The organism is Micromonospora sp. NPDC003816, from assembly GCF_042874705.1.
GTDB lineage: Bacteria > Actinomycetota > Actinomycetes > Mycobacteriales > Micromonosporaceae > Micromonospora.
The window spans coordinates 70,996-93,632 of record NZ_JBIANP010000009.1 but is presented as its reverse complement, the minus strand read 5'-3'; the positions used below and the strand labels follow the sequence as shown (position 1 = coordinate 93,632).

At 74.2% G+C, this 22,637-nt stretch carries 21 protein-coding genes and 1 riboswitch; of the genes, 5 read left to right on the top strand and 16 right to left on the bottom strand.

Going from position 1 to position 22,637, the window contains the following annotated elements:
- Positions 1-54: 54 nt before the first annotated feature.
- The 4 genes from ACFYTT_RS24625 to ACFYTT_RS24610 all read right to left on the bottom strand — a co-directional run bounded on the left by ACFYTT_RS24625 (position 55) and on the right by ACFYTT_RS24610 (position 4,181).
- Positions 55-1,227 carry a MerR family transcriptional regulator gene (locus ACFYTT_RS24625; protein ID WP_387262625.1) on the bottom strand — a complete coding sequence of 391 codons (1,173 nt, stop codon included), beginning with the start codon at positions 1,225-1,227 and terminating at the stop codon, positions 55-57.
- 141 nt (positions 1,228-1,368) lie between these two features.
- On the bottom strand, positions 1,369-2,541 hold the full coding sequence (locus ACFYTT_RS24620) for a saccharopine dehydrogenase family protein (RefSeq protein ID WP_387262622.1): 1,173 nt from the start codon (positions 2,539-2,541) through the stop codon (positions 1,369-1,371).
- Between the two features lie 12 nt (positions 2,542-2,553).
- Complete coding sequence (locus ACFYTT_RS24615) at positions 2,554-3,741, bottom strand: alcohol dehydrogenase catalytic domain-containing protein (RefSeq protein WP_387262619.1); 1,188 nt, start codon at positions 3,739-3,741, stop codon at positions 2,554-2,556.
- The gene (locus tag ACFYTT_RS24610) at positions 3,738-4,181 is read right to left on the bottom strand and encodes a hypothetical protein (RefSeq protein WP_387262617.1); all 444 of its coding nucleotides are present in this window, start codon (positions 4,179-4,181) and stop codon (positions 3,738-3,740) included. Before ACFYTT_RS24610 ends, ACFYTT_RS24615 begins: the two co-directional genes overlap by 4 nt.
- A 186-nt stretch (positions 4,182-4,367) precedes the next feature.
- On the opposite strand from ACFYTT_RS24610, the gene ACFYTT_RS24605 reads away from it, so the two are divergent.
- Positions 4,368-7,193, top strand: a complete 2,826-nt coding sequence (locus tag ACFYTT_RS24605; RefSeq protein ID WP_387262614.1) for a LuxR C-terminal-related transcriptional regulator — start codon at positions 4,368-4,370, stop codon at positions 7,191-7,193.
- Positions 7,194-7,253: 60 nt separating this feature from the next.
- On the opposite strand, the gene ACFYTT_RS24600 is transcribed toward ACFYTT_RS24605, so the two are convergent.
- From ACFYTT_RS24600 to ACFYTT_RS24585, 4 genes are all read right to left on the bottom strand, one after another.
- A complete protein-coding gene (locus tag ACFYTT_RS24600; RefSeq protein WP_131054399.1) occupies positions 7,254-7,799 on the bottom strand; it encodes a DsbA family protein in 546 nt (181 codons plus the stop codon).
- An 80-nt stretch (positions 7,800-7,879) separates the two neighbouring features.
- On the bottom strand, positions 7,880-8,569 hold the full coding sequence (locus ACFYTT_RS24595) for a BON domain-containing protein (RefSeq protein WP_176094995.1): 690 nt from the start codon (positions 8,567-8,569) through the stop codon (positions 7,880-7,882).
- Positions 8,570-8,799: 230 nt separating this feature from the next.
- A complete protein-coding gene (locus ACFYTT_RS24590; RefSeq protein ID WP_387262610.1) occupies positions 8,800-9,192 on the bottom strand; it encodes a hypothetical protein in 393 nt (130 codons plus the stop codon).
- A 154-nt stretch (positions 9,193-9,346) separates the two neighbouring features.
- Entirely contained in the window at positions 9,347-9,496 is a 150-nt protein-coding gene (locus ACFYTT_RS24585; protein ID WP_161595001.1) for a hypothetical protein, read from the bottom strand.
- Between the two features lie 335 nt (positions 9,497-9,831).
- Between ACFYTT_RS24585 and ACFYTT_RS24580 the strand changes: the two genes are divergently transcribed.
- A complete protein-coding gene (locus ACFYTT_RS24580) occupies positions 9,832-10,197 on the top strand; it encodes an STAS domain-containing protein (protein ID WP_131054395.1) in 366 nt (121 codons plus the stop codon).
- A gap of 3 nt (positions 10,198-10,200) precedes the next feature.
- Here the strand turns inward: ACFYTT_RS24580 and surE are convergent, their stop codons facing one another.
- The 5 genes from surE to ACFYTT_RS24555 all read right to left on the bottom strand — a co-directional run bounded on the left by surE (position 10,201) and on the right by ACFYTT_RS24555 (position 16,929).
- Entirely contained in the window at positions 10,201-11,025 is an 825-nt protein-coding gene (surE, locus tag ACFYTT_RS24575; RefSeq protein WP_387262607.1) for a 5'/3'-nucleotidase SurE, read from the bottom strand.
- On the bottom strand, positions 11,022-11,987 hold the full coding sequence (locus ACFYTT_RS24570) for a 1-phosphofructokinase family hexose kinase (protein WP_131054400.1): 966 nt from the start codon (positions 11,985-11,987) through the stop codon (positions 11,022-11,024). The genes surE and ACFYTT_RS24570 overlap by 4 nt, the downstream gene beginning before the upstream one ends.
- 235 nt (positions 11,988-12,222) lie before the next feature.
- Positions 12,223-13,308 carry a hypothetical protein gene (locus ACFYTT_RS24565; protein ID WP_131054397.1) on the bottom strand — a complete coding sequence of 362 codons (1,086 nt, stop codon included), beginning with the start codon at positions 13,306-13,308 and terminating at the stop codon, positions 12,223-12,225.
- Between the two features lie 4 nt (positions 13,309-13,312).
- A riboswitch (cyclic di-AMP (ydaO/yuaA leader) is annotated at positions 13,313-13,445 on the bottom strand.
- Between the two features lie 164 nt (positions 13,446-13,609).
- Positions 13,610-15,724 carry a HelD family protein gene (locus ACFYTT_RS24560; protein ID WP_387262603.1) on the bottom strand — a complete coding sequence of 705 codons (2,115 nt, stop codon included), beginning with the start codon at positions 15,722-15,724 and terminating at the stop codon, positions 13,610-13,612.
- Positions 15,725-15,984: 260 nt separating this feature from the next.
- Entirely contained in the window at positions 15,985-16,929 is a 945-nt protein-coding gene (locus tag ACFYTT_RS24555) for an alpha/beta fold hydrolase (RefSeq protein ID WP_387262599.1), read from the bottom strand.
- A gap of 148 nt (positions 16,930-17,077) precedes the next feature.
- Between ACFYTT_RS24555 and ACFYTT_RS24550 the strand changes: the two genes are divergently transcribed.
- Positions 17,078-17,722, top strand: coding sequence for a carbonic anhydrase (locus ACFYTT_RS24550; protein WP_387262596.1), 645 nt, complete (start codon positions 17,078-17,080; stop codon positions 17,720-17,722).
- Positions 17,723-18,080: 358 nt separating this feature from the next.
- On the opposite strand, the gene ACFYTT_RS24545 is transcribed toward ACFYTT_RS24550, so the two are convergent.
- Positions 18,081-18,410, bottom strand: a complete 330-nt coding sequence (locus ACFYTT_RS24545) for a hypothetical protein (protein ID WP_117229745.1) — start codon at positions 18,408-18,410, stop codon at positions 18,081-18,083.
- A gap of 312 nt (positions 18,411-18,722) precedes the next feature.
- On the opposite strand from ACFYTT_RS24545, the gene ACFYTT_RS24540 reads away from it, so the two are divergent.
- Complete coding sequence (locus tag ACFYTT_RS24540) at positions 18,723-19,214, top strand: DUF3145 domain-containing protein (protein WP_131051843.1); 492 nt, start codon at positions 18,723-18,725, stop codon at positions 19,212-19,214.
- 97 nt (positions 19,215-19,311) lie between these two features.
- Positions 19,312-21,042: a glycoside hydrolase family 3 protein gene (locus tag ACFYTT_RS24535; RefSeq protein WP_387262592.1), complete on the top strand. Its 1,731-nt coding sequence runs from the start codon at positions 19,312-19,314 to the stop codon at positions 21,040-21,042.
- A 114-nt stretch (positions 21,043-21,156) separates the two neighbouring features.
- Here ACFYTT_RS24535 and fabF read toward each other — a convergent pair whose 3' ends face one another.
- Both fabF and ACFYTT_RS24525 read right to left on the bottom strand, forming a co-directional pair.
- Positions 21,157-22,383 (bottom strand): beta-ketoacyl-ACP synthase II, encoded by a 1,227-nt coding sequence (fabF, locus tag ACFYTT_RS24530; RefSeq protein ID WP_131051841.1) that lies wholly within the window; start codon positions 22,381-22,383, stop codon positions 21,157-21,159.
- 2 nt (positions 22,384-22,385) lie between these two features.
- Positions 22,386-22,625, bottom strand: a complete 240-nt coding sequence (locus ACFYTT_RS24525; protein ID WP_007072348.1) for an acyl carrier protein — start codon at positions 22,623-22,625, stop codon at positions 22,386-22,388.
- Positions 22,626-22,637: the final 12 nt, after the last annotated feature.

Below are 22,637 nucleotides of genomic sequence, written 5' to 3'. Positions count from 1 at the left end.
GCCAGAGGCGGCCGCCGGTGGGCGGGCTCGCGCGGAGCCGGTGGGCGCGTTCGGTCAGAGGCGGATCGGCATCAGGATGGAGAAGGCACCCTCGTCGTCCGGGCGGCGGATCGCCAGCGGGGTGAGCGGGCTGTCCAGTTCGAGCACCAACCGCCGGCCACCGGCCGCGTCCAACGCGTCGAGCAGGTACTCGCCGTTCACGCCGACCCGCAGTTCGGCGTACTCGCCGTCAGCGTCCGGGCCGCTGTCGGCCGGGCCCCTGCCGTCCGGGCCGCTGTCGGCGAGGTCGGGCGAGCCGGGCAGGTCGGCGGCGTGGTGCAGGTCGTCGGGGCCGAGCAGGCGGAGTCCGTCGTCCGACCCCAATCCGAGTACGGCCACCGGCAGCGCAGCCCCGGCGTACTCGCGGGTCAGCGTGGGCCCGCCCGCCCGCAGCGCGCCGGCCAGCCACTCACCGTCCACCGTGATGCGGTGTGTCGGCCCGTGCGCGCCCGCCCGTGGCAGCAGCACGTGGTAGTCGGGGAAGTCGTCCGGCAGCGCCGTGACGTGCAGCTCCCGCCCGGCCACGTCGGCGTGCAGCCGGGACGTGGTCACCGTCAGCCGTACCTCGTGCGCGTCGACGTCCGGGTCGGTCACCAGTCGGCGCAGCCGGTCCACCGCCGCCAGCGGCAGCAGCGTACGCACCGCCGGGCCGTCCACCGCCGCGTGGACGCTCGCCACCGCCAGCCGGTGCCGGTCGGTCGCCACCAGTCGTACGCCCGTGTCGGTCACGTCGAACAGGACACCGGTGAGCGCCGGCAGGTCCGGATCGGTCCCGACGGCGAAGCGGACGGCGGCCACGGCGGCGGTGAGTCCCGCACGGTCCACGGTGAGCCGGGTGGCGGCCGTCGACTCGTCGAGCGGCACCAGTGCCCGGATCCGGGACACCTCGCGGCGCGCGTCGGCCAGTCCGTCGGCCAGTCGGCGCAGTTGGGTGTCGAGCAGCCGGTGCACGACGGCTGGTTCGGCGCGTACCGCCTGGGCGATCTCGGCGACCGGCAGGCCCACCCGGCGCAGTCCGGCGACGAGCCGGGCCGAGGCCACCTGCTCGTCGGTGTAGCGGCGATATCCGGTCACCGGGTCCACCCGCGCCGGCACCAGGACCCCGGCGGCGTCGTAGAACCGCAGGGCACTCACCGTCAGCCCGCTGTCCCGGGCCACCTCGCCGATGCTGCGCAAGTCACGATCCACCCCGCAGATCCTGCCGCCTCGACCAGGTCGAGGGTCAACCCGGCTCCCGACCCCCGAAGCCCGACCCCCGCCGGTCGTTCGGATGTTAGGAAGGGGCCCTTCCTATGCACGAGGCGTTAATAAGGTGCCCTTCCTTTCACCTCACCCGAGGATGCGGAAGGTGAGGCCGGCGGTGGTGAGTCGGGTCAGCAGCGCGTCGCCCATCGCGGTCACCGGCGTGACCTGGCCGGACGTGGCCGGCAGGTCGTCCAGGGCGAGGCAGAGGGCGGATTCGGCGAGCATCTTGGCGGTCTCGTCGTAGCCGGGGTCGCCGCCGGCCACCTCGGTGACCACCCGACGGCCGCCGCCGGTGCCCACGAAACGGACCCGGAACCACGATTCGGCCCGCTGCTCGGCGCTCGGGCCCTGGCCGGAGGAGAGCCGTCCGAGCAGCCAGCGCCGGGCCGGGGGCAGCCGGGTCAGCCCGGCCAGCGCGCCCAGGCCGACGCCCGCCATCAGCACGGTGGGCAGGCGTTTGACGGCCGCGAAGTGCCGGTAGCGGAAGTCCGGCCCGTACTCGGGTCGGGCCGCCGCCGAGCGGCGGACCACCTGCGGGTCGATGGTCGGCAGCGGCACCGCCCAGACCGGCAGGTCCCGCGACCGGGCCAGCTTGCCCGGCACGGCGCGGACTCGGCGGTCGGTGGGTCGCGGTTCGGCGGCCCGCCGCTCGCGGGCCGCCCGGGACGTCTCGGCCCGCCGGGAGAAGGCGGTCAGCGCCGAGTGGTACGTGCCGGCGGAGAACCGGCCGCCGGCCCGTACGTAACCGTCGACGGTGATCGGCACGTCGGCGGGGAGTTGCTTGACGGTGAACCAGACGCCCAGGTCGTGCGGGATCGAGTCGAAGCCGCAGGCGTGCACCAGCCGGGCGCCGGTGCGGGTCGCCTCGGCGTGGTGCCGGAGGTACATCTGGTCGACGAACTCGGGTTCGCCGGTGATGTCGAGGTAGTCGGTGCCGGCCGCCGTGCACGCCGCCACCAGCGGTTCCCCGTGGTGCACGTACGGGCCGACGGTGCTTGCCACCACCCGGGCCTGCGCGGCCACCTCCCGTAGCGACGCCGGGTCGGTGACGTCGGCGGTGAGCAGTGGCAGGTCCGCCAGGGCCGGCGTGATCGCGACCAGCCGGTCCCGGACGGCGGCCAGTTTGTCGGGGTTGCGCCCGGCGATCGCCCAGCGCAGTCCGGCCGGCGCGTGCCGGGCCAGGTACTGCGCGGTCAGCTCACCGGTGAACCCGGTCGCCCCGAACAGCACGACGTCGTACGTCCGTTCCGCAGCCATCCCGCGATGATGTCATCCACCAGGCCGGACGTCGATCGACGGCGGCTCGTGCGGGGTGAACACGGCCCGTACGCAGTCGTCGGGACGGTCGAGGAGGAGCGCGTACCCCTGGGCCGCCCGCTCCAGCGGGAAGTGGTGCGTAGCCAGGTGCTCGGTCCGCAGCTCGTCGCGGGCCATCCGGTCCAGCAGCATCGGGATGTACCGCTGGCCGTGCTGGCGCGCCCCGCGCACGGTGAGCCCCTTGTGCACCACCGCGCCGGTCGGGAACGCGTCGACGACGCGGGCGCCGCCGTTGAGCACGAAGACGGTGCCGCCCTTGCGGCAGGCGTGCACCGCCTCGCGCAGCGCCTCGGGTGTGCGGCGGCGTCCGGTGAAACGGTCCGCCAGCGACCGGGGTTCCTCGGCCGGGCCGCCGACCGCCTCCACGCAGACGTCCGGCCCCCGCCCGCCGCTGAGTTCGCGCAGTTCCGCCAGCACGTCGGTGTGCCGCAGGTCGAGGGTGTGGGCGCCGGTGTGCTGACGGGCCATCCGCAGCCGCCCCGGATGCCGGTCGACGACCACCACCCGGTCGGCGCCGAGCAACCCGGCCGCCCGGGCGGTCAACTGCCCCACGGCCCCGGCGCCCCAGACGGCCACCACGTCGCCGGGGCGGACCGCGCCCAGGTCGGCGGCCATCCAGCCGGCCGGGGCGGCGTCCGAGGCGAACAGGGCCCGGTCGTCGCCGACGGACTCCGGCACGGTGAACGCCCCGACGTCGGCGTAGGGCACGCGTACGTACTCGGCGTGGCTGCCGGCGAAGCCACCGGCGCCCCGGGGCTGGCCGAAGCAGCCCGCGACCGGGTGCCCCCACTCCGCCTCCCCGGCGCCCGGCTCGGTGCTGCCGTTGTCGCAGCACGCCGGCAGCCCACGCCGGCAGTACCAGCAGGCGCCGCAGGCCACCGAGGCGCAGACCACCACCCGGTCACCGACCCGGTGCCGGCGGACCGCCGGACCGACCTCCAGCACGTCACCGAGGAACTCGTGGCCGAGTACGTCGCCGGGGGACGGGCCGGGTGTCCGCCCGGCGAGCAGCGGCAGGTCCGCGCCGCAGGTGGCGCTGCGGCGTACCCGGACGATCATGTCCTGGTCGTTGCGCAGCTCCGGGTCCGGGACCTGGCGCACGGCCAGCTCCCCGCCGGAGGTCACGCAGAGCGCCCTCATCCCGGCGGGCGCGCCGGACGGTCGGTGGGCCGGCGGTCGGCGCGCAACACCTCACCGGCCTCGACGAGCTGCTTGACCTGCCACAACGCCTGGCGCACCAGGAGCTGCGGGTCGTCGCCGACCAGGTGCGCGGCGAACCCGGGCCAGGTGGTGTCGGGCAGTGCTCGGGCGGCCAGTTCGACGCCCCGGTCGCCGGGCGCGGCGCGCAGCGTGACGTCGACGGCGCCGTCGAGCCGACGCAGCGGCTCGGGCCAGCCGCGTGCCGGCAGGACCTCCTCCGCCGGACGGTCGACCGTCACCACCTGCCAGCGCCCGGCGCGGGCACCGGCGGGCTCCCGGCCGCGTCCGGCCCACCGGCGCGCGACCACCACCCGGGCGGTACGGCCCGCCGCCGCACCGAGGACGCCGGCCACCGCGACGACCGTCCTGACCCGTCCCACTCGCACCTCCGGATCCGTGTCCGCCCCGATCGTCCGGATCGGCGGCCCGACCGGCGGACGGAACCTCCCCACGGTCGCCGGGGCTCAGGTGAACCCGACTCGCCCCGAAGGGGTGAACCGCTGCCGGTGGGGTAACCGCCCGCCGCAGGACCGGGGGAGGGATACGCGTCCGTGGGGGTGGGCCGGATGCCGGATGACCGCAGCACCGTACGGACCGCCGGGGCGGTCGGCGTACCGGCCGGCCCGCCCCTGCTGGCGTCGCGGCTGACGCCTGCCGTGCTGCCGAGACCGGTGGTGCTGCGCCCCCGGCTGGCCCGACTGCTGGACGAGGGGGTGGCGTCCCCGGTCACGCTGGTCCGTGCGCCCGCCGGTTGGGGCAAGACCACGCTCCTCGCGTCGTGGCGGCAGGCCGTGACCGAGGCCGACCCGGACGCCCCGGCACCGGCCTGGATCTCGGTGGAGGCGGGCGACGACAGCGACCGCCTCTGGTCGTACCTGGCGGCGGCGCTGCGATCGGTCGCGGACCCGGGAGGGGACCCGGCCGCGACGCCGGTGCCCGACCGCGCCCCGCGCCCGGACGAGCTGGAGGTGCTCGCCGCCGCCCTGGCCGCCCGGGAGCGACCCGTGGTGCTGGTCCTGGACGACCTGCACCGCGTCACCGATCCGGCCGCCCTGGCCGGACTGGAGTTCCTGCTGCGCCACACCGAGCAGCGGCTGCGGGTGGTGGCGGCCGGGCGCGCGGGCCTGCCGCTGGCGGTGCACCGGCTGCGGCTGGCCGGTGAACTGACCGAGATCGGTCCGGGTGACCTGGCCTTCACCGCCGACGAGGTGGCCGACCTGCTGACCGCGCACGGCGTGGCGGTGCCGGCCGCCGCCGTCGAGCGGCTGCGCGAGCGTACCGAGGGCTGGGCGGCGGCCCTGCGGATCACGGCGCTCGCGCTGCACGGGCAACCGGACCCGGACCGGTGGATCACCCAGCTCGGCGCGGACCAGCCGGCGATCGCCGGCTACCTGCGTGAGGAGGTGCTCGCCGGGCTGGAACCGGCGGATCGGGACCTGCTGCGCCGCGCGGCGGTCACCGACACCGTCTGCGCCGGGCTGGCGGTGGCGCTGACCGGCGACACCGACGCGGAGGGGCGGCTCGGCGCGCTCGCCGAGGACGTCGGGCTGCTGCACCCCGACGGTGGCCGTCCGGTCTGGTACAGGTGCCATCCGCTCCTGGCCGACCTGCTGCGCCGCGAACTGGCCCGGTTGCCCGCCGAGGAACAGCGTGACCTGCACCTGCGCGCGGCGAGCTGGTATGCCGGCAACAGCCGACCGGCGGACGCGCTGCGGCACGCGCTCGTCGGCGGCGACTGGACGACCGCGACCGACCTCTTCGTGACCGGCTGGCCGGAGTTGGCGTACGACCGGGGTGGCCCGACCGGGCCGGTGCCCGCGCCGCCCCCGGCGGAGGCGGTGTCACGGGACCCGGAACTGGCGCTGGCCTGCGCCGCCCAGCGGGCCCTCGACGACGACGCCGACGCGGCCCACCAGCACCTGCGCCTGGCCGCCGGGCACGCCGAGGCCCTGCCGGAGCCGCGCCGCAGCCGGTTCGCCCGGCTGGTCGCCGCCGTCGAGCTCACCCTGGCCCGGCTGGCCGGCGACCCCGAGGCGGTACGCGCCACCGCCGCCCGCCTGCTCGCCACCCGCCCCGCCGCCGCATCGCCCGCTGTCGCATCGCCCGTCGCAACGTCCGCTGTCGCGGAGCCCGCCGTCGCGGAGGCCACGGCGGGGCGGCACGCCCTCGTCGCTCCGGACGGGGGCGCGACGGTCCGCGCCGACGACCCACGGGCCGGCACCGGGGACGACGCCGACGTGCGGGCGGTGGCCGGTACGGCCTCGGCTCTGCTCGCCCTCGGCGCCGGTGAGCTGGCCGCTGCGGCGAGCGGGTTCGCGTCGGCGCTGGCGGCGGCCCGGACGGCCGGTCGACCCCGCACCGAACTGGTCTGCGCCAGCCGGTGGGCGCTGCTCGCGGCGCTGCGCGGCGAGCTGCGTGCGGCCGAGGAGGCGGCCCGCGCGGCGCTGGCCCTGCCGCCCTGCCGGGGCTGGTCGGCGCAGCTCGACTGCGGCTACGCCCATCTGGCGTTGGCACTGGTGGCGCTGCATCGGGACCAGCCTGCGGAGGCCGAGGCGAACCTGGCCCTGGCGGCACCGGCGGGCGAGGAGGCGGCAGCCGGCACGGTGGCGGCCTGGTGTCGGGCCCACCTGCGCGGCGACGAGGGGGATCTCGCGGTGGCCCACCGGCTGCTGGTGGAGGCCCGGAGTCGCTGGTCCGGCCGGGGCGGCGAGCTGGCTGTCCGGCTCCGGGCGGCCGAGGCGGACCTGCACGGCACGCGGGGTGACCTGCCGACGGCCCGGGACCTGGCCGGTGACCACGCGGATCCGCCGGCCGCCGCGCTGGCGGTGGCCGCCGCCCGGGTCGAGCTGCGGGCCGGCGACCTCCGCGCCGCCGCCCGCCTGCTGCCGGAGTGGTCCGCGCCGTCGTCGGCCGACTGGCCCCTGCCGGTGCGCCTGGACGCCGCGCTGCTCGACGCGGTGCTCGCGGCCCGGAGCGGGGACGGGCGGCGGGCCGGCCGGACGGTGGAGCAGGCGCTCGACCTGGCGGGCCCGGACGGGTACCGGCGACCGTTCACCCGAGCCGAGCCGGGCCTGCGTGACCTGCTCGTCGCCCACCTGGACTCCGGCACGGCACACTGGCCGACGGTCAGTGACCTGGTCCGTGCCGTCGAGGTGCCGGACGAGCGGAGTCCGGTCGGCGCGTCGTCGGCGACACTGGACGAGCCGTTGACCGAGCGGGAGCTGACCATCCTGCGGTACCTGCAGAGCATCCTCTCCAACGTGGAGATCGCGGCCGAGCTGTCCGTCTCGGTGAACACCGTCAAGACGCACGTGCGCAACATCTATCGCAAGCTGGACGCCACCCGCCGTCGGGACGCCGTACGCCGGGCCCGCCAACTGCGCCTCATCTGATCCGGACAGCCGACGGTGGCGGGTCGGACGCTCACCCGCCACCGTCGACACCGCCCGGCCTCAGCCGGTGGCGTCGTCGACCACGGTCAGGAGGGTGCCCAGGTCGACGTCGCCGTCGTGGCGGTCACCGTTGACGAACAGGGTGGGGCTGGCGTCCACGCCGCTGCGGATCGCGCCGACGAAGTCCTGCCGGATCCGGTCACCACCGGCGTGCCGCCCGATCTCCGCGTCCACCTCGTCGACCGGCAGGTCGAGCTGCTCGATGCCGAGCGTCAGGTGCACCGGGTCGAGCTGGTCCTGGTGCTCGTAGAGCCAGTCGTGCATCTCCCAGAACCGTCCGCGCCGACCGGCGGCCTCCGCCGCCTCGGCGGCCCGTTCCGCGTACGGGTGGATGTTGGCGATGGGGAAGTGCCGGTAGACGAGTCGGACGCTGTCGGGCCGCTGCCGCAGAACCTCCTGGAGGTCGCGGTGGGCGGTGCCGCAGAACGGGCACTGGAAGTCGCCGTACTCGACGATCGTCACCGGCGCGTCCACCGGGCCCCGGACGTGGTCGTGCTCCGTGACGGGTGTGCGGAGCCGCGCAGTGACCTGCAATGGCGTGGTCAGCCGATCGGTCATACCCGCCAGTCTGCTGTCCGGCCGGGTGAGGCGGGGTCACCCGGCCGGGGTGGTTGCCGCAGGACGGCTCAGCCCAGCACCGGGGCCACCGCGATGTGGTTCTGCACCTCGCGGATGCCGGGAGCGGACCAGACGACCCGTTCGACCTCGGCGCGCTCGGGCATCGAGTGCACCAGTCCGCCCAGCAGCACCGTGTCGCCGTGTACGCGTACCGTGACCTGTTCGGCCTCGGTGGCCCGGTTGCGGGCCAGCGCGTCGACGATCCGCTCGGCCAGTTCGGCACCGTCGGGGCGTACCGAGGGCCGCACGACGAGACCGTCGCTCACCCCGCGTACGCCGCCGAGCTCGGCGACCGCCTGCTGGGCAGCCCGCCGTTGGTACTCCCACTCGACCTCGCCGTGCAGGGTGACCCAGCCCTGCGAGACCGTCACGTCGATCTGCTCGACCGGCACGAACGCGTGCCACTGGAGGGCGTGCGTCACGGCGGCGGCGATCTCCGGGTCGGTGCGCTCCGCACCGGTGGCCGTGTGCACGGCGAGGTCGTTGGCGACGGCCCGGACCTGGGCGACCCGGTGGGCGGCCTGTTCCGCCGCCCACTTCTTGGCGTACCCGTCCACCCGTCCGGTCAGCGTCACCACGCCCTCCGCGACGGTCACCCCGATCTCGTGCGGCCGGACCCGGGGCTCCCAGTCGAGTTCGTCGAGCACCGCGCTCCGGATGCGCTCGTCGGTGCGCTGGATCGTCGAGATGCCGACCATCTCCTCGCTCCTCTCGCGGTGGCGGCTGCGGACCGGTGCCGGTCCGCCGGGACCGAGCCTGGTCGAGGCGCGGGTGATCCGGCCTCACCCGCGTCGGGCGAGACGTCGCGCACAGGTGTTCTGGCGAGACGTCGCGCACAGCTGTTCTGGCGAGACGTCGCGCACAGATGTAAGGAAGGGTCCCCTGCTATGCACGAGGCGTTAGCAGGGGACCCTTCCTTACATCTCCGTCAGGTCAGCGGACCGGCGGGGGAGTCGGGGCGCTCGACGTCGACGAACTCGATGTCGTCGGTGGCCCGGTCCCGGCTGCCGGCGGCCCGCGCGGCACTGCCGGCGGCCCAGCCGATCGCGGCACCGACCAGGGCCGCGCCGATCAGCAGGGTCCAGGGCAGCGCGGGACGACGTCCGGCGAGCGCGTCGAAGGCCACGCTGGCCCGGTGCCGCGCCTCCTCGGCGGCCGATCCGACCAGGTCACCGGCGTCGTCGGCGAAGCCGGCCGAGGTGTGCCGGGCCGAACGGGCGGCGTCCCGGATGTTGTCGCCGGCCGAGACGAGGTGTTGCCACGCCTGGTCCGTGATCTGCTCCGGCTTGCTGCGACGGTCCAGCAGGTTGCTTCCGAACATGTGGTTCCCTCCTCGACAGTGCCGAAGCCGGTGGCCAGGTCAGACCTCGGACGTCGGCGGTTCGCCACCGACGCTGTGCCCCGCCGGACACCGCCGCAAACCCGCGTGCGCGTCGTCGGTGCCGCTCACGGTCGGCGCGCCCGGACGGTGCGGATCAGCTCGGGGACACCACCGCGACGACCGCCGCGCGGGCGAAGTCGTCGTCATCGTCATCGTCGTCATCGCCTCCGCCGCCGAACCCGCAGGCGAGCAGGAGGGCGAGCAGGGCGCTGACGCCGGCCAGACCGGCGAGCCTACGAAGCATCCGTCGTCCCTTCGTCGTGGTCGTCACCGGTGATGCTAGGCACACTCCGCCACCGGCACCGGACGGTCGCAGGTCAGGCCGCCGGATGTGGGGGCACGCCGGGGTGCCGGATATCGGACGGGCGAGCCTCGGCCCGCTACCCTGGTTCGTCGGTGCGAGCCCCGGTTCGCACCGAGTGATAGGACGTATAAGTTTGGATATGGGTGATTTGACATGCCGATGTCCGCGAATTGCTCATCCCGAGGGGTGGCGACCGAGGCCGTCGGAGGAATACTCTCGGTCGCGGCCCGCGTACTGATGAGGCGCCCGTCGTACGGGCGAGTGGAGGTGCTCGCGTGAGCCTGTCGATCCTGCAGACGGTTCGGCCCGGTGGTGTCATCGAGATCGCCCCTCGGGGCGAGATCGACGTCGACACCGCGTACGAGGTGAAAGAGGCCATCGCCGAAGTGCTGGCCAAGGGGCGGCCGGCCCGGATCGAGCTCAACATGCGGCTGGTCACCTTCATCGACTCGGTGGGCATCAGCGCGATGGTCGCCGGTTTCCAGACGGCTGAGGTCAGCGGCGTGAAGCTGATCGTCACCGAACCCAGCCGGTTCGTGCACCGACAGCTCTGGGTGACCGGGCTGCTCGGTCTCTTCGGCGCGCCGGAGCCGTACTACGCCGGCGCCGCCGCCACCCCCGAGGTCCTTCCCGGCGGCTGACCGTCAGTCGCCGTCGAGGCCGGACAGGTTCACGTCGGACACCTCGGTGACGGCGCGGACCGCCGTCACCGTGGCGTACCCGTCGGCGAGCCACGCCAGGTCGGTCCCGGGCTGCACCGACTGACCGGGCTCCTCCAGCGCGGTACGCACGAAACCGTGGCCGGACTCGGCAACGGTCATCTGCACCTGGCCGAAGGTCGCCAGCCCCGCCCGGCGTACGCCCCGCAGCCGCTCCAGCGGCACGTCCGGCGAGTTGACGTTGAGCACGCTCTCCACCGGTCCGGCGGTCAGCCGGGGGAGCAGGTCCAGGGCCACGTGGGCGGCGGTGTCCCAGTTCCGTTCGGCGTCGCGTACCCGGGCCGCGGCGGCCACCGCGGCGCCTCCGCTGACGGCGGTCGCCTCACCGACGGAGAGCACGTCCAGCGACACCGCCAACGCCCGGCAGCCGTTGGCGGCGGCGGTGAACGCCGCACCCACGGTGCCGGAGTGCAACACCGCCCGACCGGCGTTCGCCCCCCGGTTGATCCCGGAGAGCAGCACCGACGGCGGCGGCCCGAACGCGCCGTGCACGGCGATCAACGCGATGAAACCGGGGGACCCGCCGACCCCGAAAGCCGGCACCCCGGCCAGCTCCGGCAGCGGATGCTCACGGACCACCACCTGCCCGTCCTGCTCCAGCGCGCTCATCGCGGCGCTGGTGCCGCTCGCCTCCTCCAGCGGCGCGGCGACCACCACGTCCAACCCCCGGTCGACGGCGGCCCGGGCCAGCGCCTGGATACCCGGCGCGGCGATCCCGTCGTCGTTGGTGATCAGCACCCGCAGCGTCATGCGCCACCCACCCGGTGGGCCAACTCGTCGGGGGTGGTGCGTTCCTGCCGGCGGACTCCGGCGGGCTCCAGGCGTACCCGGTCCACCAGCCCGGTGATCGAGTCGAGCCGCCCGGTGCCCAGCCCGTGCCGGGTGACGTTGAGCGCGCCGGCCGCCGCGCCGGTCCGGATCGCGGTGCGTACGTCGCCGCCGCGCGCCACCACGGCGGCCACGCTGGCGGTCATCGAGTCACCCGCACCGCGCGGGTCGGCCGCCTCCAGGCGCGGCATCCGCACCTCGAAGACCTCGCCGTCGACGAGGGCCAGCGCGGGCTTGTCGGCGCGGCTGACCACCACGTTCTCGGCACCGTTGGCGTGCAGGTCGTGCATCGCCCGGGTGAGCTGCTCCTCGTCGTCGTCGGTCGCGAGGCCGTCGGCGATCAGCTCCTCGTGGCTGACCTTGACGAAGAAGACCCCGCTCTCCAGCACTGCCGTGAGGTGGTCGCCGCAGAGGTCCACCACGACCCGGCTGCCGTTGGCGCCGAGGTCGGCGGCGAAGCGGCGGTACAGGTCGGCGGGGACCAGCGACGGGTCGTTCGGGCCGCTCAGGATGCTCACCGCCGCGCGCAGTCCCTCGCCGAGCGCCAGGTTGTAGAGCTCGTCCAGCTCGTGCCGGCTCAGCGGCTGCCCGGTCACGTCGACGAGTTCCTGCCGGGTGCCGTCCCGGCGGTCGTGCACGTACCCGCCGCTGCCGCCGGAGTCCCGCGCCACCACCTTGAGGTCGACGCCCTCGCTGACGAGCAACGGCTCCAGCACCTGCCCGATCTCGCCGCCGAGCGCGGTGCAGAGCACCACGTCGACACCGTGGGACAGCACCATCCGGGCCTGCCAGACGCCCTGACCGCCGGGGTGCAGGTGCAGTTCCGGCGTCTCGTTGGGCTGGTCGATGGTGACCGTGAGCAGGGGGGTCGGCGCGAAGACCATCACATGGCCGGTCGCCGCGCTCACGACACACCGTCGCACTGGGTCCGCTGCGGTCCGCTCATAACCGTTCCTCCCGGTCGCCACGAAATGTCCGCTTCGATGTCGACGGTAACCAAGGTGGCGCGAGAGCGCGCGGCGACGGGCGGGTGGATTCGAGGCGGGCGCGTCGGGGTGCGGGAACGACGACGCCGGGTGGACCCACCCGTGAGGGCAGCCACCCGGCGTGTCGTGCGGGTCAGTACACCGAGAGGTGCACGTGGTTGGTGTGGTCGCTGGAGGGGTCACCACGCGCGCCGCTGTACGTCCGCCAGCCGCTGCTGGGCAGCCAGATCTGCTTGTACCAGATCACGTAGAGCACGGCGAGACGGTCGGCGTTGTTGACGTAGAACGCCGCCAGGTTGTTGCCGTACGTCCGGTCGCCGCCGGTGGCGGCCCCGCCGAAGCCGTTCTTCTGCGCCGCGAAGTCGCAGGCCCGCCCCTTCGGGTGCTCACCCGAGCCGCCAGCGCGGTAGCAGGAGACATACCGGGTGAAGCCGGCGGCCTTGGCCTGGTTGAGCGCGTGCAGGGTGCGCGGGGTGATGCAGCCGTTGGCCGGCGTGGGGTCGTTGACGCTGCACGACTCGGCCGGCCAGGAGCCGTTGGAGTTGCGGGGCGCCGGCTTGGCCGTGGGGCTGCTGGAACCGCCGCTGCGTGCCGGGGCCCGACTGGCCCGCTCCTCCGCCGCGGCCCGCTCGGCTGCCCGCTCCTCCCGTTCCTCGGCCACCGTCAGCGAACGCTCGGCCTGCTCCTTGCGCTTGGCCATCACGGCCACCTGCTTGCGCTGCTCCTGCACCTCGACGTCGAGGGCCTGCTTGGTCTTGCCGACCTCGTCCCGGCTGGCCCGCAGGTCGCGCAGGGCGCGCTCCTCGTTGGCCGCCACCGCGTCCAGTGCCGCCGCGCGGTCCATGAAGCCGGCCGGGGATCCGCTGTTGAGCAGCGCCGACGCGGCACCGAGTCGGCCGCTGCGGTACGCCTGCGCGGCGATCTCGGCGACCTTGGTGCTGCGTTCGGTGAGCTGGCCCTCGGTCGTGGTGAGCTGCTCGGCCAGCTTCTTCTGCCGGTCGACCGAGCGGTCGAGGGCGGTCTTGGCGTCGAGGTAACCCTTGCTGGCCGCCTCCAACTGGGCGCGCAGCGCCGGGGTGCCGCCCTCGTCGCCGACGTCACCGGGAGCCGCGGAGGCGGCGCTGAACGGCGCCAGCGCGGCGCCCAGGGCAAGGGCGAGCCCCGCGGCTATCAGGGCCGCCATACGGGCGGCCGGTCTCACGGTTGCCACTGCTGGCATGCACATGTCCTTCCGTCAGCCGCCGACCGGGTTAGCTGACGGGTTCGGGACGGAAGATCCCTACCGCTGGACGCGGATGCACCCCTGGAACATGGTTCCCCGGTTCGCCCTGGCGGGCGATTAGGCGGCGGTCACCGCCGGCACCGTCGAGTGCCGCCTGGCGGAGGCCGGGTCCGAGCCTACCGGTGCTGGTGGGACCCGTGCAGCCGGTGTGACTCCTGGTGTTCCCCTGATCACGAGTAAACCAGACATAAGGTATGTTTGTTGCTTTTTCGCCAAGCGAGGTCGGTGGCCTCCGGGCTCAGCCTGTCGGTTCGATCGTGGTCAGCCGCTGGGTGGCCCGGGACAGGGCGACGTAGAGCGTACGGACACCGGAGCCGGGATCGGCGCGGATCTCGCCGGGGGCGACCAGCACCACGCCGTCGTACTCCATGCCCTTGGCCTCCAGGCTGGTCACCACCTGGAGACGCTCGCCGCCGAGCCCACCCAGCCAGGCCGCGACCTCGTCCCGACGCGGCACCGGCGTGATCACCCCGACGGTGCCCTCGACCTCGCCGAGCAGCGCGCTCGCGGCGGACGTCACGCCGGCCGCCAACTCGGCCGCCGGCACCACCAGATCCACCGGGTCGACCCCGGTGGTCCGCACGGCGGTGGGCAGGGACAGGTCCGGGTACGCCCGGCGGATCTCGGCCGCTGCCACCGCGAAGATCTCCGCCGAGTTGCGGTAGTTCGTGGTGAGCGTGAACCGGTGCCGCCGACGACGACCCAACGCCTGGTCCCGGGCCCGGGACAGCTCCTGCGGATCACCCGTCCACGCGGTCTGCGCCGGGTCGCCCACCACCGTCCACGAGGCCAGCCGACCGCGCCGGCCGATCATGCGCCACTGCATCGGTGACACGTCCTGCGACTCGTCCACCACCACGTGCGCGTAGTCGCGGTAGTCCTCCGGCCGCTCCCGCGCCGCCTGGCGGGCGGCCCGCTGCCGGTCGGCGTACGTGCTCAGCTCACGAACCCCACCGGCGAGCTGGAACGGGTCGCGCTTCTGGCGGGCCGGACGCACCGGCTTGCCGAGCAACGCGTCCAGCTCGTCGAGCAGCGCCGCGTCGGCCACCGTCGGACCCTCGGCGGCCAGCCCCCGGTACGCCTGCTCCAGCAGCCGGATCTCGGCGCGGGACAGCAGCCCGGCGGCGTACCGGCGCAGCCGTTCCGGATCGGCCAGCCAGCCGAGCACGTGCCGGGGATGCAGGCGGGGCCACCACGCCTTGAGGAAGTCCCGGAAGTCCGTCCGGTCGATCAACTCGTCCTCGAAGGCCCGCTGCTCGGGCAACCGGGCGACACCCAACCGGCGGGCCTGTGCCCAGAGCGCCGCCAGGACGCCGTCGAAGCCGGCCCGGCGTACCTCGTTACGCCGCGCGCCCCGGGCCAACGCCCGTTCCCGGATGGCGTCCAGCTCGGCCCGCTCCAGCCGCAGCAACTGCCCCCGGTAGAGCAGCCGCAGCTCGGGCGGGGAGTCGGGTACGCCGTCCCGGGCCGCCCGTTCCAGCAACCGGCGCATCCGCAGCGACCCCTTGACCGCCGCCACGTCGACCGGGTCGGTGCGGGTGGCGACCAGCCCGGGAAAGAGCGTGCCCAGCGAGTGCAGCGTGGCGGTCTCCTCGCCGAGGGACGGCAGGACCGAGGCGATGTACTCGACGAAGACCGAGGAGGGGCCGACCACCAGGATGCCGCCGCCGGCATACCGGCTGCGGTCGGAGTAGAGCAGGTACGCGGCGCGGTGCAGCGCCACCGCCGTCTTGCCGGTGCCCGGCCCGCCGGAGACCAGCGTGACCCCGGAACCGGGGGAGCGGATCGCCTCGTCCTGCTCGCGCTGGATGGTCGCCACGATGTCGCGCATCCCCCGGCCGGTGGCCCGGGACAGGTTGGCCAGCAGCGCGCCGTCGCCCACCACCGCCATCTCCGCCGGTGCGGCGTCCGGGTCGAGCAGGTCGTCCTCGATCCGGGTGACCCGCTCCCGGCTGGACTGGATCGTCCGGCGGCGTACCACGCCGAGCGGCTCGGCCGGGGTGGCCTGGTAGAAGGGGGCGGCGGCCGGGGCACGCCAGTCGACCACCAGCGTGGCGGCGTCCTCGTCGCGGATACCGAGCCGCCCGACGTGGAACACCTGCCCGTCGCGCAGGTCGAGACGGCCGAAGACGAGCCCCTCGTACTCGGCGTCGAGCACGTGGCGGCGCTGCGCGGCGTGGAACACCATCGCGTCCCGCTCGACCAGCGCGCCGAAGTTGCCGACCCGGGCCAGCCGGTAGCCGTCCCGCTCGGCGCGGACCGCCGCGCGTCGCAGCTCGGCCAGTCGTGCGTACACCCGGTCGAGATGCCGCTGCTCGACGGCGATCTCCCGGTCCAGGGTGCTCTGGTCCACCGCTTCGTTCTCCTCGTCACGCCGGCCCGGCCAACCGCACGAGATTACGCCCCACGTCGCGGGCGCGCGGAGGCACCGTGTCCGGGTGCGATCTCCAGTGCGGTGTCCAGAAACGTTCACCGGGCCGCGCCGGGTCCAGACGACGACCGGCGGCGTTGGAGTCGGGCCTGGATACAACACCGGTATCCAGGCCCGACTCCGCCTTGCCGGACCGCCGCCTGGACCTCGCCGCGACACCGCCAACGTTCCTGGACACCGCACTAGCGGCGGCGGGTACGGCCGGCGGCGGAGCGGCCACCGGTGCGTCCGGCGTCGGCGAGCACCTGACCCAGGACGCCGGAGAGGGCGCCGGTCACCTCCTCGGGACGCTCCATCATCAACATGTGCCCGGCGCCGGGGCAGACGGTCAGCTCGGTGGCCGGCAGCGCGGCGGCGATCGACTCCGCGCACGGCGGCGGGGTGAGCCGGTCCCGGTCGCCGACCAGCGCCGCTGCCGGCAGGTCCGCCAGCGCGGCCAGCGTCTCCAGCCGGTGCTGGGCGCCGAAGGAGGCCCGGAAGCCGCCGATCGAGCGCAGCGAGGCGCGCGCCACCGCCGAGGTGACCAGGCGGATGTCAGTCGGGTCGCAGCGGTCCCCGAAGAGCATCCAGCGGATGCTGGGCTGCAGCGCGCGCAGCAGGGCCCGGGGCGGACGCCAGGCCCCGCAGCGGGCGAGCACCCCGGCGCCGGTGGTCTCGGCCAGCCGGATGATCCGGGCGATCCGGGGCGACAACCCGTAGACGGTGTGCGTGTGCCCCTCGGCGGTGGTCGAGACGAAGACCAGGCCGGCCACCCGGCGGGCGAAGTGCCCCGGGTGCCGGTGCGCGTACTCCATGATCGTCATGCCGCCCATGGAGTGCCCCGCCAGCACCACCCGCCCGGTCGGCGCCACCGTGTCCAGCACGGCGGCGAGGTCGTCGCCGAGCTGCGCCAGCGTCGCCGTGGGCAGCGTCATGCAACTCGACCGACCGTGGCCGCGCGCGTCGTAGCTGACCACCCGCACCGACCGGTGCGCCGCGCGCAGCGCCGCCACCTGCCGGTGCCAGCTACGCCCGTCCAGCGTCCAGCCGTGCAGCAACACCGCCGTGACCTCGGCATCCGCCGGTCCGTCGATGTCCACGTGCAGGCGTACGTCGTCGCCCAGTCGTATCTCGACCGGATCTGGCATCGCCACCTCCCCAGGCACACGCGGATGCGTAACACCGGGAATACCCGGTGGTAACACCGGCTACCCGTCATGAGACCACGCGAATCGGGGTCCTGAGAAGATCCCGGAACCGGGCACCTCGACGGGACGATGCGGTCACGCTGAGACCATGGCGATGCCACGGACGGCCGACCCCCGACCGGACGACCGGGCGGCCGGCGGGACCCCTCGGGCCGCCCTGGCCGACCTGCTCGCCGGCAACCGGCGCTTCGTCAGCGGCCAGCCGGTGCACGGACACGACGTCACCGCCGCCGCCGCGAGCGCCTCCGGCGACCAGCAGCCGTACGCCGTCCTGCTCGGATGCATCGACTCACGGGTGCCACTGGAGGCGATCTTCGACCAGACCTTCGGCTCGATCTGCGTCATCCGCACCGGCGGCCACGTACTCGACCGCGCGGTCCTCGGCTCGATCGAATACGTCGTGGACGTGCTGGGCGTACCCCTGGTGATGGTGCTCGGCCACGAACGCTGCGGCGCGGTGGCCGCGACGGTCGACACGCTGCGGACCGGCCGTCGCCCGCCCGGTGCGCTGGCCCACCTGATCGACCGGATCGCGCCCGCCGTGACCGAGGTGGGGCTGGACGACCCGCAGGTGCAGCCCCTGGCCGTACGCCGCCACGTCCGCCGCACCGTGACGACCCTGCGCGCCGACCCGCTTCTGGCCCCGGCCGTGGCCTCCGGCCGGATCGCGGTGACCGGGGCGCTCTACACCCTCACCACCGGCGAGGTCTCCCTCCTGCCCGCCACTCCTTGACTGCCACACTCCTGGACCGCCCCGTCTCACCCGCTGTCGCTCCGTCTGCGGTGCCCCTCCCCGCCTGCCCCGCCCTCCGCCTGCGGCCCCGTCCCGTGCCCTGTGTCCCGCTGCCGGTCCTGTCCCGCGCGATCGCTGCCGTCCTGTCCCGCGCGATCATGGACTTGTGGTTGGAGTTATGGGGTGTTATGAGGTGTTTCGTTGCCGCCATGACTCCATGATCGGCGGGGGCGGGGGCGGGGCGAGGCCGCCGGGGCGGGGCGGGGTGGGGTGGGGGCGCGGTGGGGGTGGGGACGCGCGAACGCCCGCCGGGTGGACCCGGCGGGCGTTCGTGGTGGTGCGAGGTGTGGTGCGGGGCTCAGCCCTCGAAGACGCCGGCCTCGACCAGGCGCTTCTCGGTGGCGTCCCAGCCGTCGCCCGGGTGGGCGGCGTTGAGGCCGTTGATCTCCGCCCGGATCTTGGTGGCGTGCCCGGCGGCGGCCAGCACCCGGATCTCCTCGACGAAGGCCTCGGAGTCGGTGCGCAGGTGCGCGGTCTTGCCGTTGGTCAGGTTCCGCACGTAGGCGTGCTTGCCGCCGTTGAGCGGGATGAGGTACTTGAACTCGCCCAGCACGCTGAGTGCGCCACCCTGGCCAGCCTGGCCGGCCCGGACTGACGCGCGCGCGGTCTTAGAGGTGTTGCTCGCCACGGAGGTACTCCTTGCAAGACGTACGGAGGACGGGAAACGTCCGGGGGCTGGTGCGGGAGCACCGAACGGGTGACCCGCAGAGGCTGTACGCGGCACAGGCCGCCGATGGAACTGTACACGAGCCACGATTCCGGCTGGTCGTCGCGGCGTCACGAGGTGGAACCACAGTCACCTGTCCGGGTATTCCGACCGGCGGATTTCCCGATTCGCTGGCGCACCATCCGTCACAGGAGTCATCATGTGTTCCAGCAACGCACCCGGTCCGGGTCGAGGTCGTAGGGGAAGACGCACCTCGCTCTCCGGGAGGTCACCGTGCCAACGCGTGGCGTCGTATACGTCCATTCGACCCCGCTCGCCGTGTGTTCACACGTCGAGTGGGCGATCGCGCGCGTCCTTGCCGCGCCGGTCAATCTGCAATGGACGGCTCAACCCGTCGATCCCGGCGTCCGCCGGGCCGAGTGCGGGTGGTCCGGTCGCCCGGGAACGGGCGCCGAGCTGGCTGCTGCCCTCCGGCAGTGGCCCATGATCCGTTTCGAGGTGACCGAAGAACCCAGTCCGGGCGCCGACGGCGAACGTTTCATGTACGTGCCGGGGCGTGGCCTGTTCCGGGCCACGGTCGGTGCCGCCGGTGACATCCAGCTCGGCGAGGACCGGCTGCGCAGCCTGATGGCCGCCGCCCGGGGACCGGAGGCGCTCGCGCACGCGCTGGACAAGGCGCTCGGCACCGCCTGGGACGCCGAGTTGGAGCCGTACCGCTACGCCGGGGACGGTGCGCCGGTGACCCTGCTCACCCGCGTCGGCTGAGCGAGCGGACCCGAGGCCCGCCACCTCCGGCGGCGTACCGGCACGTCCGTCCACTGGCTGACGGTCGAGTTGCCCCGATACGCGGTGAGCTGGTGGGATGGGCCGCGTGTCGACTACCCCTCGGCGCGTCGTCGCCGCGTTCGTCGCCGTGACCGCGTTACTCGCCACCGGCTGTTCGGGAGCCGGGCAGCGACCGGGGGCCGCCCCGTCGTCGGCCCCGGCCAGCGAACCGGCACCGCCGTCGAGCGCACCGCCCGACGGCCCGGCCACCCGGGCCGCCGCGCTGGTCGCCGAACTCGCCGACGAGGACCTGGTGGGGCAGGTGTTGATGCCGTACGCCTACGGTGACCAGGCCACCGAGGTCTCGGCCGGCTCGGCCGCCGGCAACCGCAACCTCGGCGGCGTGGACACCCCGGCCGAGATGATCGAGAAGTACCGGCTCGGTGGCCTGATCCTGGTCGGCTTCAGCGCCGACGATCCCACCCAGAGCAACCAGGCGACCACCAACGTCGACAACCCGAAGCAGGTCCGCCAGCTCACCACCGGCCTGCGCGAGGCCGCCGGCAAGCTGCCCGCCGGCACGGCACCGTTCCTGATCGGCACCGACCAGGAGTACGGCGTGGTCACCCGGATCACCGACGGGGTGACCATGCTGCCCAGCGCGCTCGCCGCAGGTGCGGCCGACGATCCGGCGTTGACCGAGGCCGCCTGGCGGGCCGCCGGCACCGAGCTGGCCGCGATGGGGATCAACCTCGACTTCGCGCCGGTCGCCGACGTCCTGGTGAAGCGGAGCACGGTGATCGGGTCCCGGTCGTTCGGCGCGGACCCGAGCCGTGCCGCCGGACAGGTCGGTGGTGCGGTCCGGGGGTTGCAGGCCTCCGGCGTGGCGGCCACCGTCAAGCACTTCCCCGGGCACGGGCACAGCGCCGTCGACTCGCACGAGGACCTGCCGGTGCTCACGCAGTCACGCAAGAAGCTCGCCGCCGAGGCGTGGCCCCCGTTCACCGCCGGCATCGAGGCGGGCGCCCTGGCCGTGATGTCCGCCCACCTCGACGTGGCGGAGGTCGATCCGGGAGTGGCCGCCACCTTCTCCCGCACACTGCTCACCGACGTGCTGCGCGGCGAACTCGGGTTCCAGGGCGTGGTCATCACCGACGGCATGAACATGCCGCCGGCCCGCCGCTGGGGGCCGGGTGAGGCGGCGGTACGCGCCCTCAAGGCCGGCAACGACCTGATCCTCATGCCGCCGCACGTCGGTCAGGCGTACGACGGGCTGCTGACGGCGCTGCGGGACGGTTCGCTGCCCCGGGCCCGCCTGGTGGAGGCGGCCACCCGCGTACTGACCATGAAGTTCACCCTGGCCGACAAGCCGGTGCCGGAGATGTCCACGCTGGGCGCCCCGGCGCACCGTGAGGCCGCTGATGCCCTGGCCGCCGGTGCGGTGACCGTGTTCAAGGGCCGGTGCGACACCAGCGGGGTGAAGGGCCCGGTCACCGTCACCTCCTCCGGCGGGCGGGCGCACACCCGCACCGCGCTGACCGAGGCGCTCACCGAGGCCGGGGTGCAGGTGGTGGCGAGCGGCGGCACGGTCGTGCACCTCGTCGGGTACGGCGACGGGGCCGGTGACCTGCGCTCCGGTGCCGCCGTCACCGTCGCCATGGACACCCCGTACGTGCTGGCGGGGGCGAGTTCGCCGACGCTGCTGGCCACGTACTCGTCGAGCCGGGCCTCGATGACGGCGCTCGCCGACGTACTGGCCGGCAAGGCCGCGCCGCGCGGACGGTCCCCGGTGAAGGTCTCCGGACTGCCCGCCACCACCTGCGGCTGACCGGCGACGACCGGCCGGGGCCGACCGGGTCGGAAGACGCCTCGACCCCGCCGACGCGTGGTGCGTCGGCGGAGCCGAGGCGGTGCTGTCGCGGCCTGCGCCGCCCGGGGCGGCTCAGGCCCGGGTGAAGACGAGTGCCACGTTGTGCCCGCCGAAACCGAACGAGTTGTTCAGCGCGGCGGGGACGTCCATGTGGCGAGCCTTGCCGGCGGCCACGTCGAGGTCGAGGCCGTCGTCCGGGTCGTCCAGGTTGATCGTCGGCGGGATCACGCTGTCGCGGATCGACAGGATGGTGGCGATCGACTCCAACGCGCCGGCCGCGCCGAGCAGGTGCCCGGACATCGACTTGGTGGCGGTCAGCACCGGGTGGTCACCCAGTGCCGCGTGCAGTGCCTTGATCTCGGCGATGTCGCCCACCGGGGTGGACGTGGCGTGCGCGTTGACGTGGCTGATGTCGGCCCGGTCCACGTCCGCGTCGGCGATCGCCTTCGCGATGGCCCGGATCGCGCCGGCGCCCTCCGGGTGGGGCTGGACGATGTCGTAGCCGTCGGAGGTGATACCGGCGCCGGCAAGCCGCGCGTACACCCGGGCGCCCCGGGCGGCGGCGTGCTCGGCGCGCTCCAGCACCACGATGCCGGCACCCTCGCCGAGGACGAAGCCGTCCCGGCCCTTGTCCCACGGCCGGGAGGCCCGCTCGGGCTCGTCGTTGCGGGTCGACATGGCCCGCATCGAGGCGAAACCGGCGATCGGCAGCGCGTGGATCACCGCTTCGGTGCCACCGGCCACCACCACGTCGGCCCGACCGGACCGGATCATGTCCAGACCCAGCGCGATCGCCTCCGCGCCGGTCGCGCAGGCGCTGGCCACCGAGTGCACGCCGGCCTGGGCGCCGAGTTCCAGACCCACCCACGCGGCGGGACCATTGGGCATCAGCATGGGCACGGTGTGCGGGGAGACCCGCCGGGGGCCGGACGCCTCCAGGATGTCGTCCTGGTTGAGCAGGGTGACCGCGCCACCGATGCCGGAGCCGATGCTGACCCCGATCCGTTCCGGGTCCGCTCCGGCGTCGACCAGGCCGGCGTCGGCCCAGGCCTGGTGGGCGGCGATCAACGCGATCGCCTCGGAGCGGTCCAGCCGGCGCAGCTTCACCCGGTCCAGGACGGTGGAGGGATCGACCGCCAGTTGGGCGGCGATCCGGACCGGCAACTGACCGGCCCACTCCTGGGTGAGCGCACTCACCCCGGAGCGGCCGGCGAGCATGGCGTCCCAGGTCGACGCGACGTCCCCGCCCAGCGGGGTGGTCGCGCCGAGCCCGGTGACGACGACGTCAGGACGACTCATGATCAGGACTGCGCCTCGATGTAGCTCACGGCGTCCCCGACGGTCTTGAGGTTCTGGACCTCGTTGTCCGGGATCTTGACGCCGAACTTCTCCTCGGCCGCGACCACGACCTCCACCATGGAGAGCGAGTCGACGTCCAGGTCGTCGGTGAAGGACTTCCCCTCGGCCACGTCGTCCGGGTTCACCCCGGCAACCTCTTCGAGGATCTCGGCGAGGCCGGCGGTGATCTCGTCACGGGTCATTGCGGTGGATTC